We start from the raw sequence: 14,931 nt of genomic DNA on the forward strand, positions 1-14,931 counted from the left end.
GCGAGGCCGAGTGGATTGTCAGTCCGCTGTCTGGCGCGCGCGGCCGGTGGCGGTTACGTCACGTCGACCCCCTCGAAACCGAAGGTGGAGTCGGCGTACCCGAAACCGGACGCGAGGTCAGTTCGCATGCGGTCCCCCCTGAGCGACGGATGGGTGCTCCTCGGCCAGGCGGCGGAGCAGCTCCGCATACTTCAGACGATTTCCCCGGTGGGGCTGAGTCTGGCCAGCTTCCCACCGCACGACGGCAAGCCGCTTGACGCCGATGGCCTCTGCGACTTCCGCCTGGGTGAGGTTCGCAGCGATCCGCAGCTCCTGCCGGATGTGGGGCGGGGGCAGCGTGTCAGCATCCACAAGGGCATCGATTCGACGCAGCGAATCTGACATCACAGCCTCCATCCCATCTAACACTTCCCGAAAAGATACACCATTTGATCTCTGGCAAGGTGCAGATACCTGCTGCGCCGTCACGCCAGCCTCCCCAGATGCGCGTTGACGGCCTTCGCGGCCGCCATCAGCTCTGGCAGTTCCAGCACGGTCACCCCGGCTTCAACCAGCTGCTCGTAGCCAACGCAGTCGTCCACGAACAGGGTCGGTTCCCGCCAGGCGATGACGACGCGCGGAATGCCGGCGGCGAGGATCCGCTGCGCGCACGGCGTGCGGGACGCGCTGCGCTGGGAGCAGGGCTCCAGCGTGCTGTAGATCGTCGCGCCCGCGAGCCGCGGGTCATCCTTGGGGAGCTGAGCGAGGGCGACCTCTTCGGCGTGATCGCGGGGGCCGGTCGCACGAGAGTAGCCGGACGCCAGCTCGGTGCCGTCCTCGCCGACGATGACCGCGCCGACCGAGTAGGCCCCCGTAGCCGGAGGGCACAGCGCGGCGAGGTCGATCGCACGCTGTATCCAGCGCAGGTCCTGGGCTCGGTCGGGCGCGTACATCAGGCGGTGCGCTCCTTCGGGGCGTAACGGACGAAGACCACGTCATCGATCGCCCGGACCTCGAGCACCTTCATCCGGGCCGTCGATCCGCCGGGGTAGTCGGCCGCGCCCAGGAAGCGGGCCGCCTCCGGCTGACCCACCAGCAGCGGAGCGATGGCCAGGTGCACTTCGTCGGCGAGGTTCGCGGCCATGAGCTGGGTGTGGATCGTGCCGCCGCCCTCCACCATGAGCCGACCGACGCCACGGCGACCGAGCTCGTCGAGGACCAGGCCCCAGTCGAGCTCCGGTCCGACACTGACGACGTCGGCAAGCCCGTCGAGCGTGGCGCGCACCTTTTCCACCGCGTCATCGACGGTGACGACCAACTTCTCGCCGCCGTGGTGCCAGAAATTGAGGTCGGCAGAAAGGTCCCCGGTCCGGGTGACCGTGACCTTGAGCGGATAGGCCGGCTTGCCCTCAGCAACGCGCTGAGCCCGGCGCGTTTCGCTGTTGACCAGGAGACGCGGGTTGTCCTTCCGCATGGTCGTCGCGCCGATCAGGATGGCGTCGGACTCCGCGCGGACCTGGTCAACGCGGTCAAAATCGGCTGCGTTGGACAGGCGCAGCCGCTCGGGGCTGGCGTCGTCGAGGTAGCCGTCGACCGACATGGCAGCGGAGAGGATGACGTACGGACGCGTGGTCATAGGTGATGTGATCCGTTCTGCTCAGGATTCGTGGGCGAGTGTGCCGTCGAAGTGCGCGCGGAACTCTGCGACCTCGGGCTGGCGCTGCCAGGGCACCAGCGCCTTGTCGAGACGTGCGAGCTCCCGGACGATCCGGCCCGAGCCCGTGTCATTGGCGACGGTCAGGGCCTGGAGGCCGACCACAGCGGCCTGGTCGGGCGCGCCGGCACCGACGTGAGCCACGGCGGCCCGAGCCATGTAGACGCCGCGGTCGCGGTGGTAACCGTCGGGCAGTGCTTTGATGGCGCTGGTGAATACCTCGGCGGCCTCCGCGTGCTTGCCCAGCACTTCCAGGCTCTGCGCCCGGTGCACCTCCACGTACTGCTCGTTCAGCCACACGCCCCAAGGGGTCGTGTCGCCGGAGACGCGGTCGAGAGCGTTACGTACGTCGTCGATCGCGCGCTCGCTGTCGGTCGACTCACCGCGCAACGCGTGCCCGTACGACTCGTAGGTCCGGGCGACGGCGGCCAGTCGGCTGCGGGGACGGGCCATGCGCTGCGCGGCTTCGGCGAGGTCAACGACGTCGACCAGGTCGCGCATTTCGCCGGCGAGCTGTGCCTTGCGGGCCATCACGTATGAGGTCAGGTCGCCGTCCCCGACGGTGTGGCTCCACTGGAACGCCCGATCGAGCCAGAACTGCGCGCTGTTGAAGTCGCCCAAATCCTGGTAGAGCCAGGAGGCGAATTCCGCGTACTGCGTCTGGAGTTCCATGAGGGCGTGGCGATCAACGCCCTTCGCATCCTGACGCAGGTCCTTGATGTCCTCGATGTGCTGGCGGACGGCCGCGATGGCTCGGCTGGGACCGAGGAGATTGTCGCTGTCGATCAGCAGACGACGCGCACGCTGGAAGTGTTCCACCGGCGTGCCGCTGTAGGCGGAAGCCGACCGGGCAGGCCGTGTCAGGCCCGGCAGAGAGCTGGCGGCTGCCGGCGTCCCCTTGCCCAGCGCAGCTGCTGCACCGAGCCCCATCCCGCCACGCAGCATCGCGCGTCGATCGAGCGCCACGAAAACCACCGATCCATCCCGTAGACGAGCGGGGACAAAGATCCCCTCATCGTCCGACGTTGCCCGCTGGGATGCGGCCGTGGCCAGGTCCATCGATGATTCGGACACATGGAGCCCTGAAACGGACACATGGCCCTGGGGGGAATCATCCGTGCCGATGCGCTCCCACAGCTCGATCAGCAGGCCGTGGGCGTTGAGTACGCGGTCCAGCTGTTCAACCTCGGAGCGCTCCTTCGGGGGGCGCTTTGCGTTCTCCCATTTCCACAGCTTGGAGTACGAGCAGAAGGTGGCTTCCGCAAGGCCGCGCAAGCTGAGGCCACGTCGCTCGCGGAGGTCTCGAACCGTGTAGCCGAAGCGGGCCAGGGGCGACGCCTCCGGGGTCAGAACGTTCGGCTTCTGCCCCACGCTGATCCCCCTCCATGTCTCCTATCGGTGTGTCCAGTGGCTGGACACATGTCAGACCTAGAACCAGCTCCGTGGTCGGGCCTACAACTTTGCTAACGAAGTTGGACCGGCCAGGGAGGGACGAACATGCGCAACGAGACGCGAGGAAGGACGTCAGTCGCTTCGACCCTTCTCGATCCGCTCGAGGCGGGCGGCGAGGTCGGCGACCTGCTCTTCAAGTGCCCTAAGAGAGCGGGCAGTCGAGTCCTCGCTGGACTCGGATGCGGTCTCCGTTACGAAGGAGCCGCGCCCTTGGTGCGAGTAGATGAGCCCAGCCGTGCGCAGCTCGGTCAGGGCTCGCTGCACGGTGCCGGCCGCGACGCCGTACTCCTCCGCCAGCTCCCGAGTGCTCGGCAGTTTCGTCCCTGCGGTCAGGCGACCGGAGCGGATCTTGTCGCGAACATCCTGAACGATTCGCTGGTACGGCTGCACGGCCTCGTTGCTCATGAGCGACATCGTAGGTCGACCCCCTCGCCTTAGCTAGCTTCCATAGCTTCCTCAATCAAGTACTTGACACGGCCCCGACTGTATCAGCTAAGTTAGGTATGCCGACAAGGTGAGCGGGGCGGCAAACCCCCCACCTGCCACTTCCTGGGATCACGTTGAGCCCGAACTCGAAGGGAGCTCCACCCCATGAACACCACCAGCCGCCCCACCGCCGGCCTCGTCACCGAGACCTTCGACGCTGAGACGCTCGCGCTCCTGGAGGCGGTGGAGGTGCCGCTCCCCGACTTCGCCGGCATCGACCTGGACGTCGCCTTCGGCACGCCGCTGGAGATGTACGACCTGGTGACCACGGACGAGCTGGCCCGATGGGACGCCGCGGCTGCGGTGAAGAAGGGCAAGACCAAGGCCCGCGACGAGGTCGTCGCGGCGTCCCGGGCGCGGTGGGAGGCGGCGCGGGACATCCTCGCGGCCGACCCGTCGATCACCGAGCTGGTCCGGGAGCGCCTGGTCGACATGCTCCTCCCCTACGTCACGCAGCTGCGCATCGCGCGACGGCTGACCACTGCGGCGCCTCTGCCGATCGCGGCCTGATTCCCCAGCCCTTCGGCTCTGACGGCTCCCATCGTCGCCACCTCGAGTGGCGGCGGTCGAAGCGGCCAGATTCACCGACCGCCTAGCCCCCGGAGAAGGTCATTTGCGACTGGCGTCGCGGCCGGACCGGGGAGTGATCGTTCCTTGAGAATCGAAGACGCTACGCCGGGTGACGACTGCCGCCCCTGACCAGGCAACTGGCCGGGTGTTGCGCGTAAGGGTGACCGGACTCCAGTCCTTGTGGGGCTGTCGGATGCGTCAGAAGGGCACGACCGGAGCCAGAATCCCGGTCACCGTGAACGGCGGTGCGAGGCGGGGAAGTGAGAGCGACCCTTCTTCGTGCCACGGAGCGGCAGCAAGGCAGACCTCGGTCTGTTTCGGCTGTCGCGTGGGCCGAGCGATCACCCTCCCCCGCAGCATCTTGCGGCGGTAGCGCGATGACAGCCCCCAGCCGGTATACGGAACATCGCACGACCCGGCGGGTGAGCCAGTGGTCGCGGGCACTCCACCTCCCGGTCGAAAGGTGGTCAGCGCGGAAGGCAGAAGGCCGCGCACCGCAACACCCCAAGCACTTGCAGCCCCGCGCTGCCCAGTCGCTCGCCGCACGGCCCTCGGGTCGGTCGGCGGGCGGTGGAGAGCGCGGTGGACACCCGCTCTACCAACCGCGACAGCCCCGGGGATCGGACCCCCGGGGCTGTCCAGGACCTGGATGGAGGACCTGATGTAGAACAGCATGACACGCGCCGAAAGCGAGCGGAGCGCCACCCGCCCGCTGGTGTCGGCAGAGGACGACCCGCTCTTCTCTGCGGATCGCGTGCACTGCCCGGCGGGCATGCGGCGCCGCGCGACGATCACGGTCGGCGAGGTCGAAGAGATCCAGCGCCGGGCCGCACTGGCGAAGGCGGGGGTGACGGCGTGATCCTCAGCCTCACCGACGCCGAACGCGAGGACCTCTCGCGGAAGAACGCGGAGCAGAACAAGAGGTCGGAGGCCAACCGCCGATGACTGCCCGCCAGACGGACGACCGTTCGTCCGCTACATGAAGGCGTTCGAGGACTCCACCGAGCACACGGCCGACTGCCCGGCCTGCCAGGGCGAGACGCCGTGTGCGGTGGGGGTGTCGATACACGAGCGGTTCGTCCGCCTCCAGGACGCCTACCGCGAGCGCCAGTCCCAGCAGCAGCGCTGATCCCCCGGCATTGCCCGTCGTCCCCGCGCCTTCCCGGGCGGGGACGACGGAGAGCGTCGGGAACTCCCGCCCGCTCCGGCCCTTCCGGCCGTCGACACAGAACAGCCCCGGGGGTCGCATCCCCGGGGCCGGTTCGTACTACCAGACCTTCTGGGAGGCCCTTAATGCCAACCATCGTACGCACCGAGCGCTACGGCAACGGCGCTGTCTCCACCGCTGCGCCCGAGCGGCCCCGCCCGGCCTGCGCCGACGAGGACCCTGAGCTGTTCTTCCCCATCGGCGACTCCGGACCGGCGCTGTTGCAGACCGAAGAGGCCAAGGCCGTCTGCCGCCGTGGCTGCCCGCTGCTGGAGAGCTGCCTCCAGGGCGCCCTGGATCGCAACGAGTCCGGCGTATGGGGTGGCACGGACGAGGACGACCGCCGGCGGCTCAAGCGCCGTGCCGCCCGCAACCGCGCCCAGGCCACCGCGTAGAGGAGGGAGCACCCCATGGACGACCTGACCGAGATCCCGTACGAGTCGGACGAGTTCACCGAGGGCCCGGAGCTGAGCTACGAGATGTGGGTGGCCCGGCAGATCGGCCCCCGCAAGGTCGGCGGCCGCTACCGCAGCCGCTACAGCGGCGAGACGTACGAGGTCCTGGCGATCGAGGCCGGACCGCGTCCGACCTGGCCCACCTGGCAGATCACGGTGCGCGGCGAGGACGGCCAGGTCCGCTCGCACTGCACCGCCTGGGAGGACCGCGACCAGGTCATCGCAGAGCCCGAGAGCGAGCTCGCCCCGCTGTTCGCCGCCTGGGAGCTGGCGCATCCCGCCAGCACCGATCACCCCGAGTGGCGGCACGTCCTGGACGAGATCGCCCACCCCCTCACCACCCAGGCGTTCCAGCGCCTGGCCGTGGCGAGCTGAACGACCCCGCTCCTGACGTTGCCTGTCGTCCCCGCCGATCAGCGGCGGGGACGGCGGGGAGCAGCAGGGACATCCCCCGATCCCGCGCTCCGCGGCCGGGCCCGGCATACAGCTCCCCCCTGCCGGGCCCGGCTCCCCTCATACCTTCCCGTCGCCTTGAAGGAGGCCGCCATGACGAGCCCCAGCCCCCCGCTCCTGGAACACCCGCCGCACACGGAAGAACCCGAGACGTACCGGATCCCCGCTCCTCAGCACAGCGAGGCCGGGATGCACGAGCCCAAGCCCACCGTCGAACCGCAGGTGATCAAGTGGTCGCGCGGCGAGAAGTGGCTGCTGGGCGCGGGCATCGCCTCCGGCACCGGAGTCGGCACGCTCGGTCTGGCGTCGTCGTACCGGGCGCTGGAGGAGAAGGCCGCCGGGGCGGCCGCCGAGGGCGGCTGGGGGTGGGGCGCGTACGCGTGGATGCTGCCGGTCGGCGTCGACCTGGGCATTCTGACGTTCTCCATCATCAACCTGCTGCTGGTGAAGGCGGAGAAGCCGCTCGCCTGGGTCAAGTGGGTGCCCCGCGTCCTGACGATCGTCACCATCGTCCTCAACTGGTCGACGGGCGCGACGCTTCAGGGCAAGCTCGGGCACGCCGCTCTCGCCGCGCTGTGGGTGGTGCTCTCCGAGATCGCCGCTCACCTGTACGCCGCGCACATCGGCCGGCTCAAGGGCCGCCGCCAGATGGAGCGGATCCGCTTCTCCCGCTGGGTCTACCAGCCGGTCAGCTCGTTCCGCGTGAACCGGCTGATGAAGTCCTGGGAGATCACCTCGTACGAGGAGGGGCTGGAGCGCGACCGTGAGCTGATGGTCTACCGCTCCGGACTGCGCAGCGAGCACGGCCGCTGGTGGCGCTTCAAGTCCACCGAGGAAGAACTTCAGCCGCTGCGGCTCGCCGCGTACGGCATGACGATCGAACAGGCCCTGGAGGAGCCCGACCGGCAGGAGACAGCGAAGGACCTTCGGGAGCAGAAGCGCGATCTTCAGCGTGCCCAGGCGCGGCTTCAGCGCATTGAAGCGGAATCCAAAGTTAAGGCCGCAGAGCTTCAGGCGGAGGCCGCAGAGGTCCGCGCGCAGGGCGAGCTGGAGGCGGCCAAGGCGGAGGCCGAGGCGGCGGCTTCAGTGGCGGTTCAGCAGGCTGAAGCTGACCTTCAAGTCCGTCGCGCGCAGGCCGAGTCGGAGTCCCGGCGCCTTGCGGCCGAGGCCGAGGCGAAGGTCAAGGAGCTGGAGGCCGAAGAGCAGGCGCGTCAGGACGAACTGGCCCGCCAGCGGGAAAAGGACCAGCTCAGCTGGGAGTCGGAGCGCGCCCAGCTCCTTGCCCGGCAGCAGCAGGAAGAGCACCGCCGCGAGCGTGAAGCCCGCCAGCTGGAGGCTGAAGACCAGTTGAAGGAGAGCGCGGAGGCCGCCACCGCCCGCCGGATCAAGCAGGAGGAGGACAAGCGGGCCGCCCAGGCCGAGAAGGAGGCGGCTGAAGCCCGCGCGGCAGCGGTTGAAGCGGACCTGAAGGCCAAGCAGGACCGACTGAAGAAGGCGGAAGCGGAATCCCGCGCGAACGAGCTGGAGCGTAAAGCTGCTGAAGACGGTGCGGCTGCCGAGGCGGCCCGGTTGAAGGCAGCGCAGGACGCGTTGAAGGCGGCTGAGCTGGAGGCTGAAGCGCGACTCACTTCGGCTGAAAGGGAGGCTCGCAAGGTTGCCGACATGATCCGCGAGGAGGGCCTGGAGGCCATCAAGCTGACGCGGATCGAGCAGACCTTCGGCGTCTCCCAGGGCACCGCGTCCGGCCGGCGCAAGCGCGCCATCCAGATCCTCCAGGAGAGCGGCGAACTGTCCGCGGAAGCCGCCTGACAAGTGCTCTGACCTGCACGTATCGACTTACTTCGACGTGTCCACCGGCCCCCGAGCTGCTGATGACAACTCGGGGACACGGTGAAGGCGCCGAAGCGCCGACACCAACCCTGCCACGAACACCCCCCGGAAGGAGGCAAAACCGCAGGTGAGCGACACCAACCAAACCGCCCCGTGGAACAACCCCCCGGAGCGGAAGAAGACACTGCGGCGCAAGCGGGCCGAGAAGGCCGCACGCAAGGCCGAGCGCTGGGGCCGGCTGCTCGAGGAGGCTCGCCAGGAGGGCCCGGACCGGGAGGCCGAGGTCGCCTGGGAACGGCTGCGGGCGGCCTTCATCAACCTCCCCCAGGAGGCCCGCGACCGCGCGTACGAGTCCGTCGTGCTGGCCCTCGAGCACATCCGCGAGACGCACGCACAGTGACTGCCCGGCTGTGACACGAGCTGTGACGAGGCCTGTGACAAGCCGCTGTGACAGCCGAAACAGACCCCACCCGTACGGCCGCGCGCACCCACGCGCACAGGCGCGCCCGTGCGCGCGCGAGAGTACGACGCTCTGTAACGCCCTGTCAAACCCCCACCGAGTCCAGAAAGGACACCCAAAACCATGATCGACGCCGCTGTCAGCGCCGCCGCCGGCGGGGCCTGCGCCGGGTCCGCCGCGCTCCTCTTCTACGCGGAGAAGCTGCCCGGACTGAACAAGGTCACCAACAAACTCCACACCGACCGGGCCCAGGCAATCCTGATCGCCACCGCGTCCACGGCGATGGTCGCCACCCCGGCCGGCCAGTGGTGGAACGAGACCGTCAACACGGTCAACAACTGGTCTGTCAGCTCGGTCGGCGAGTGGACCGGCCTGATCGTCACCGGCATCCCCGCCCTGTTCGTCACCGCGATCTTCGTCAACGACCTGGTCACCCGGAAGGTCGAGATGCGCACCCGCATCCTGGGCGCGGTCATGCCGGTGCTCGCCTCCACCATCCCCGGCCCCGTCGGCGAGGGCATCCAGTCCGTCCTGGCCTGGGTCGTCACGACCGTCGGCCGCCTGGTCGCCGGCGCCTTCGGCATGGCCTGAGCAGGAGGTATCGAGTCGTGTTCGAACTCATCCTGCTCATCGCCATCGCCTACGCCGGAGCCCGCGGCGTGGAGAAGGTGACCGGCACCGACGACCGCCGCTACGACACCGCGGAGTCCCGCAAGACCGTCGAGAAGGTCGCCGCCAGCGGCTCGAAGGGCGGCTCCACCACGGTGGTGAAGGCGCCCGGCCCGACCGAGCCGGGCGGCACCTTCAGCGCCGCCGCCCCCCGCAGCGCGAAGATCGGCGGCAAGGCGGCGGTCCCGCTCGCGGTCATCACCGAGACCGGCTCCACCATGTGGAAGGCCGTCGGCGAGGGATACCGCGAGCGGTGGCCGGAGATCCGCGAAGAGCACCGCCGCAAGATGGCCGAGAAGGCCGAGGCGAGGCGGAAGAAGAAGGAAGAGGCCGCGGCGAAGAAGAAGGCGGACGAAGCCGCGGCCAAGGCCGGGCCTCCCCCGCCCTACCCGCCGAAGCCCACCGACCCGCCGACGGCCGGCGACCCGGACGCGGAAGCCGACGACCCGGACGCGAAGGACAAGCCGGAGGAGCCGAAGGCGTCCGAGCCGGACCCGAAAGCCGCCCCGACGCCGGCCGACACCGACCCGGACGACGACGCGGCACGGCCGAAGACCGAGGCCGAGCTCGAACGTGAACGGACCGAGCGAGAGAAGGAGCGGGCGGACAAGGCCGAAGCCGACCGCGACGAAGCGAAGAAGGAAGCCGAAAAGGCCCGCGACCGCGCGGCAACCGACAAGGTCCTCGCCGCGCAGAAGGAAGCCCGAGAGGCGAAGGAGCGCGCGGAGACGGCGGAGGAACGGGCCCGCGCCGCCGAAGCCAAGGCTGCCGATCCGAAGCCCGCCGACGCCGAACCCGAATCCCCCGCCGGGCGCCGCCACTTGAGCGTGGTGCCCGACCCTGCACAGAACGGAGACCCGATGTCCTCACCCAACATGGTCATCCCCGAAATCCGCACCCTGGACGGGCTGATGAACGCACTCACCCTCACGAAGGCGATGTGCGAGATGCGCTCGGAGGAGGCCATCGCGATCTCCGCCGACGACAAGTCCCTGTCCGACCGGCTCGACCAGATCGAGGCGGAGATGACCGAACTCGAGGTCGACGCCAAGACCCGGCAGGAGATCGACACGCTGCGCGAGTCCATCCACACCCAGTCCCAGGCCGCCGCCGCGTACGGCGCCGCCGCCAAGGACGCCGGCGACTTCGCCGTCGCCGCCGCGGCCGCTGCCTACAAGTCCCACGGCGGCATCGCCGAAGCCGTCCAATCCTCCCCGATCGAGCGGGCCGCCCAGGCCGGCTACTACGACCGGTGACCGGACCGCGGCGGGTCGAACCGTACGTGTGGACCTGGGAGGAAGACGGCATCACCCGCCAGGTCAACGTCCACTACACGCGGATCGGCACCACCGTCATCTACGCCCCCCGCCACTCCGGCGACTGGCTGCCGTGGTTCGACGCGGACTACGAGTTCGAAAGCGACCGCGGCCGCTGGGAGGCCGGCGACATCGTCACCCTCGGCTCCCCCGACGATCCCGGCTACGGGCTGATCGACCCCGACGACGACATCGACGCCCCCGAGGACTTCAGCGGCGTCATCGAGGACGTCGCCCCGAACAGCCCGGCCCTGCAGGAAGGAACCCACCCCATGCCGATCACGAAGATCCCGGACGTCGTCAACCACCGCGCCCTGCTCACCGCGCTCAACACCATCCGCGCGGAAGTCGAGACCCGCCAGGAGGACGTCGACAACCTCGCCGCCTGGTCCGGCGAGATGGCCGAGCGGATGCACGGCATCGGCGAAGAGCTCAAGGCGCTCAACGTCGACAACTACACCGTCGGCAACATGCACATGCTCGGTGACCTGATCACCGGACAGAAGAAGGCCGCCGACGCCTACAAGAACGCCACCGACACCTCCGTCACCCAGGCCGAGACCGCCGCGCGCACCGCGCACCGCAACCACGGCCGCATCCAGGACGCCGTCGACGACGCCGACGTGAAGATGGCGAAGAACACCTTCTACGACGCCGACTAGGAGCCGCCCCAACGCACCACACCAGGCCACCGGGACCGCCAACGGGCGGGCCCGGCCCCTGTGTTGCCCAGACGCCCCCGACCCCCGCCACCAGCTGGCGCGGTTCGGGGGCGGTGGGGAGCACCGGGCCCCCAGACCAACCACCCCGGATCTCCATCGCCCCGAGCATGAAGGGAAACCCGCCGTGCGCGCCCCGAAGAATCCCACCCCTCAGTACGTCGACCTCGCCGCCTTCGTTGCCGCGCAGACCAACCAGAACGTGGCCAAGGCGGCAACCGGCAAGAAGTCCTCACGCACCCTCCAGGAATGGGCGGTCGACAACCGCGGCCGCCTCACCCTCGCCGTCACCGCCGCCAGCATGGGCCCGGCCGGCGAACTGCTGTCCGCCACGCCCGACGGCTGGAAGACCGCCCTCACCCTTGGATTCGCCGGGGCCGCGGCCGCCGGCGCCTGGGGCTGGGTCCCCGGCCTGATCAAGTGGAAGGGCGTGTGGCGGCCCGCCCGCACCCTGCCCTCCGACACCGACCGCTATATCGGCCTGTCCATGCCCGTCACCGGCTCCGGCCTGCTCACCACCATGGCTAGCGTCGGCGGACCCGAGTGGGGCGACAACCCCTTGTGGGGCTTCTCGCTGGCCTGGTCGCTCGGCTACGGCGCCTGGGCCTGGCGGCGCTGGGGACGCCGCCCGACGGCGAAGACCCCGGGGCTCACCCAGCAGATGCTGGACTGGATCGAGTACGCCGCCGTCCCCGACGGCCCGTATCCCAAGAGCAAGCTGGTCTCCCCGATCGCCAACCCCAAGGGCGGCTGGTCGGCGGAGATCCACGTGCCGCGCGGCAAGTCGTTCAAGATCGTGGCACTGGACGACGTGCTGTCCTCCCTCGGCATCGACGACCCCGACCTGGTCGCGCTGGAGAAACTCTCCCCGCGCAAGGGCCGGGTCACGGTGTTCACCGAGAACCCGCTGAAGAAGGGCACCCTCTTCGGCCCCCAGCACGTCCTGGACCCGGAGACCGGCCTGGCACCGTTCGGCGTCTACTACGACGGCGAGCAGGCCAACTACCGGTTCTTCCTGCCCGGGTCCGGCGCGGTGCACGACTTCATCACCGGCACCTCCGGCTCCGGCAAGTCCCGCGCGCTGGATGGGCTGCTGGGCATCGAGCGGCGCAGCCCGCTGATGTGCTCGATCGTCATCGACCCGCAGGCCGGCCTGTCCCTGCCGGACTGGCCCGACGGTGTCGCCGTGTTCGCGCCGGGCAACGCCTTCGGCATCGTCGTCCTGCGCGCCGTGCACGCCCTGATGAAGGAGCGCGGCAAGCGGTACAACCGGCTGAAGTGGGTCGACGACAAGGGCCGCACCCGCGTCGGCCGAGCCTTCTTCGTGCCGGGCGAGCCCGACCCGCTGATCTGCGTCACCCTGGACGAGGCCCACGACCTCCTCAACGACCCCGAGTACGGCGAGGAAGCCGTCAAGATTGTTGGTGACCTCGTGAAGGAGGCCCGGAAAGTCGGCATCAAGTTCCGCCTGGCCAACCAGTCCCCCAACGCCTCGGAGCTGGGCGGCGAGACCCTGATCCGCGACATCCTCCAGGGCGGCAACAACCTGGTCCTGCGCTCCGGCTCCTCCGCGACCGGCAAGCGGGCCGCCGGCAACGCCCTCGGGGACATCGACCCGGGCGCGATCCCGAAGGAGTTCAACGACGGCACCAGCACCGGTGGCCTCGGCTACCTCGCCGGTCCCGACAACCGGTCCGCGATGTGGCGGGCCCCCAACGTCGAAGACGCCTACGGCCTGGCCCACGAGGGCGAGACCACCGGCATCGAGCAGGAAAGCATCGACGCGCTGCCGATCGTCCGCCACATCCTCGAAGAGCACGCGCTGATGCTCCGTCTGCGCAACGCCGGCGAGGACTACACGTACGACCCCGAGCGCTTCACCGACACCGCCCCGACCCAGGCAAAGAAGCCCGCGAAGAAGCAGGCCGTGCCCGCTGTGGCCATGGAGAAGGTGCCGGACGCCGTCGAGCCCGACGGGCCGACGATGTCCGACACCACCCGGCAGATCGTCGCCTTCCTCCACAAGCACGGCAAGCCCGCAGCCCCGGCGGTCATCTCCAGGTCGCTGGGCATCCCCAACCCCCGGGTGCGCACCGCCCTAGGGCGGATGAAGGACGACCCGAACGTGCCCGTCACCAACCTCGGCCACGGCGCCTGGGTCCACACCGACCACGCCGGCTACATGGCCGCCGCCTGACCCTGCGAAGGAGAAAGCCCATGCCCAGCACCCACCCCAGCGTCACGATCCTGAACGAGGCCACTGCCCTGGTTCGCCGTCGGGCCGCCCGTCTCGGCACCGAGCCCGTCCCGGCCCCGCCGGTCACCGTCGTCCTGGACGAGGCAGCCACGCTCCTCACCGACCCGTCCAGCCCCGCCCACGACCTGGTCGCCGACCTGCTGACCCGCGGCCGCGCCGTCGGCGTCCGCGTCGTCAGCCGCTCCAACCGCCAGTACGCCACGCTCTCGGAGCTGGACGCCGCCGCCGAGCACGGCGACCTGTAGCCACCACCCCGCCGCCCCACCACCGAGGCCGGTCCCTTTCCCCCGGGGGCCGGCCTCGGCCGTACCCCGACTCCCCTGGAGCGCCCGATGAACACCGAGCAGCACCTGGTCGACCAGGAAGTCGGCCCCCACTCCCCCGCCGTGCCCACCGCCATCTGGCAGCCCGCCCCCCAGCAGTACCCGCTCGTACAGCAGGCGGCCGCCCCGGCCCTGACGCTCTACCAGGTGCCGGTCCCCGGCGCCGTCCAGGTCCAGCTCCCCGACGGCCGCATCGCCTGGGGCCGCCCCGTGGAACACCGCCTGGACCCGGTACCCGCAGGCCCGCCGCGCGAGCCGATGCCCGCCTGGGCCAAGGCGATCGGCATGGTCGCCGGAAGCCTCACCGCTCTCGCCCTCGGAGGCGCGATCGCCCTCCGCATCGCCGCACCGGCCCTGGGAGGGCTCGTGGACCTGCTCGACATGCTCTGGAAAGTCGGGATGACCCTCGTGGTCATCCTGTTCGGCGCCGCCGTCATCGCACGCTCCCTGTTCGCCAAGGCCGCTGGCCACACCGGCAGCGACCACAGCAGCACAAGCGAGCCGTCGACCGTCGTCTTCGCCCCACAGATCGACACTGGGGGCAACCGGCTCATCGGCCGCGGCGGCGACGTGAACATCCAGTGGGGCGACGGCAACCGCAACAAGCAGTAACGCCCTCCCACCGGTTCGTCCCGCCGACCTGCCTGGTCCTCGGCCCGCCCGCACCTGCGAGCCCCGAGGACCGGCCAGGCCGACCGGCCTGCCCGCACCTTCCACCTCGCCAAGGAGCGATCCGTCATGGCCAAGCAGCAGCCCGGCCCCGTCCTCACCCTCCAGCCCGCACCCCAGCCCGGCTGGTGGCAGACCAACCGCCACAAGGTCCTCGCCGTCCTCGCCCTGATCGTCGGCTTCCTGCTCGGCCAGAACAGCACCGACGCCCCGGCCGCCACCAACACGCCGCCCGCGCACACCGCGCCCGCCGACACCTCCACCCCGGCGACGCCGTGATCCGGACGACCCGCCTGGTCCTCGCCCCGCCGTCCCCGCGCGGCACAGGGGCGAGGACCGGACAGGCCGCCCGGCCCCTCCTCCCCCCCCCCC

The 14,931-nt window shown here is 70.0% G+C and carries 19 protein-coding genes; 14 read left to right on the forward strand and 5 right to left on the reverse strand.

The genetic code is table 11. The annotated features are described in order from the left end of the window. Window positions 1-117 precede the first annotated feature (117 nt). The 5 genes from H8R17_RS37075 to H8R17_RS37095 form a co-directional block, all read right to left on the reverse strand. On the reverse strand, window positions 118-396 hold the full coding sequence (locus H8R17_RS37075) for a helix-turn-helix domain-containing protein (protein ID WP_316959641.1): 279 nt from the start codon (window positions 394-396) through the stop codon (window positions 118-120). Between the two features lie 68 nt (window positions 397-464). Beyond that, on the reverse strand, window positions 465-932 hold the full coding sequence (locus H8R17_RS37080) for a deaminase (RefSeq protein ID WP_187827601.1): 468 nt from the start codon (window positions 930-932) through the stop codon (window positions 465-467). Beyond that, a complete protein-coding gene (locus H8R17_RS37085) occupies window positions 932-1,615 on the reverse strand; it encodes a dihydrofolate reductase family protein (protein WP_187827602.1) in 684 nt (227 codons plus the stop codon). Before H8R17_RS37085 ends, H8R17_RS37080 begins: the two co-directional genes overlap by 1 nt. 21 nt (window positions 1,616-1,636) lie before the next feature. Next, window positions 1,637-3,064 carry a helix-turn-helix transcriptional regulator gene (locus H8R17_RS37090; RefSeq protein WP_187827603.1) on the reverse strand — a complete coding sequence of 476 codons (1,428 nt, stop codon included), beginning with the start codon at window positions 3,062-3,064 and terminating at the stop codon, window positions 1,637-1,639. A 153-nt stretch (window positions 3,065-3,217) separates the two neighbouring features. Continuing rightward, the gene (locus H8R17_RS37095) at window positions 3,218-3,550 is read right to left on the reverse strand and encodes a GntR family transcriptional regulator (protein WP_187827604.1); all 333 of its coding nucleotides are present in this window, start codon (window positions 3,548-3,550) and stop codon (window positions 3,218-3,220) included. Window positions 3,551-3,736: 186 nt separating this feature from the next. On the opposite strand from H8R17_RS37095, the gene H8R17_RS37100 reads away from it, so the two are divergent. From H8R17_RS37100 to H8R17_RS37165, 14 genes are all read left to right on the forward strand, one after another. Beyond that, window positions 3,737-4,141: a hypothetical protein gene (locus tag H8R17_RS37100; protein WP_187827605.1), complete on the forward strand. Its 405-nt coding sequence runs from the start codon at window positions 3,737-3,739 to the stop codon at window positions 4,139-4,141. 733 nt (window positions 4,142-4,874) lie between these two features. Further along, window positions 4,875-5,060, forward strand: coding sequence for a hypothetical protein (locus H8R17_RS37105; protein WP_187827606.1), 186 nt, complete (start codon window positions 4,875-4,877; stop codon window positions 5,058-5,060). 120 nt (window positions 5,061-5,180) lie between these two features. Beyond that, window positions 5,181-5,330, forward strand: a complete 150-nt coding sequence (locus tag H8R17_RS37110; protein WP_262505809.1) for a hypothetical protein — start codon at window positions 5,181-5,183, stop codon at window positions 5,328-5,330. A gap of 164 nt (window positions 5,331-5,494) precedes the next feature. Beyond that, window positions 5,495-5,803 carry a WhiB family transcriptional regulator gene (locus H8R17_RS37115; RefSeq protein WP_187827607.1) on the forward strand — a complete coding sequence of 103 codons (309 nt, stop codon included), beginning with the start codon at window positions 5,495-5,497 and terminating at the stop codon, window positions 5,801-5,803. Between the two features lie 15 nt (window positions 5,804-5,818). After that, window positions 5,819-6,238, forward strand: a complete 420-nt coding sequence (locus H8R17_RS37120) for a hypothetical protein (RefSeq protein ID WP_187827621.1) — start codon at window positions 5,819-5,821, stop codon at window positions 6,236-6,238. Between the two features lie 171 nt (window positions 6,239-6,409). Continuing rightward, window positions 6,410-8,125 (forward strand): DUF2637 domain-containing protein, encoded by a 1,716-nt coding sequence (locus H8R17_RS37125; protein WP_187827608.1) that lies wholly within the window; start codon window positions 6,410-6,412, stop codon window positions 8,123-8,125. A 148-nt stretch (window positions 8,126-8,273) separates the two neighbouring features. Further along, window positions 8,274-8,546 (forward strand): hypothetical protein, encoded by a 273-nt coding sequence (locus tag H8R17_RS37130; RefSeq protein ID WP_187827609.1) that lies wholly within the window; start codon window positions 8,274-8,276, stop codon window positions 8,544-8,546. A 183-nt stretch (window positions 8,547-8,729) separates the two neighbouring features. Then, complete coding sequence (locus H8R17_RS37135) at window positions 8,730-9,197, forward strand: hypothetical protein (protein WP_187827610.1); 468 nt, start codon at window positions 8,730-8,732, stop codon at window positions 9,195-9,197. A gap of 17 nt (window positions 9,198-9,214) precedes the next feature. Then, complete coding sequence (locus H8R17_RS37140; protein WP_187827611.1) at window positions 9,215-10,531, forward strand: hypothetical protein; 1,317 nt, start codon at window positions 9,215-9,217, stop codon at window positions 10,529-10,531. Further along, window positions 10,528-11,253 carry a hypothetical protein gene (locus H8R17_RS37145; protein WP_187827612.1) on the forward strand — a complete coding sequence of 242 codons (726 nt, stop codon included), beginning with the start codon at window positions 10,528-10,530 and terminating at the stop codon, window positions 11,251-11,253. Before H8R17_RS37140 ends, H8R17_RS37145 begins: the two co-directional genes overlap by 4 nt. Window positions 11,254-11,437: 184 nt before the next feature. Beyond that, the gene (locus H8R17_RS37150) at window positions 11,438-13,507 is read left to right on the forward strand and encodes a hypothetical protein (protein WP_187827613.1); all 2,070 of its coding nucleotides are present in this window, start codon (window positions 11,438-11,440) and stop codon (window positions 13,505-13,507) included. A 20-nt stretch (window positions 13,508-13,527) separates the two neighbouring features. Further along, entirely contained in the window at window positions 13,528-13,812 is a 285-nt protein-coding gene (locus tag H8R17_RS37155; protein WP_187827614.1) for a hypothetical protein, read from the forward strand. Between the two features lie 87 nt (window positions 13,813-13,899). Continuing rightward, window positions 13,900-14,502: a hypothetical protein gene (locus tag H8R17_RS37160; protein ID WP_187827615.1), complete on the forward strand. Its 603-nt coding sequence runs from the start codon at window positions 13,900-13,902 to the stop codon at window positions 14,500-14,502. A gap of 126 nt (window positions 14,503-14,628) precedes the next feature. Further along, the gene (locus H8R17_RS37165; protein WP_187827616.1) at window positions 14,629-14,838 is read left to right on the forward strand and encodes a hypothetical protein; all 210 of its coding nucleotides are present in this window, start codon (window positions 14,629-14,631) and stop codon (window positions 14,836-14,838) included. The last annotated feature ends 93 nt before the right edge of the window (window positions 14,839-14,931 follow it).

This window comes from Streptomyces sp. TRM68367 (assembly GCF_014495685.1).
GTDB lineage: Bacteria > Actinomycetota > Actinomycetes > Streptomycetales > Streptomycetaceae > Streptomyces.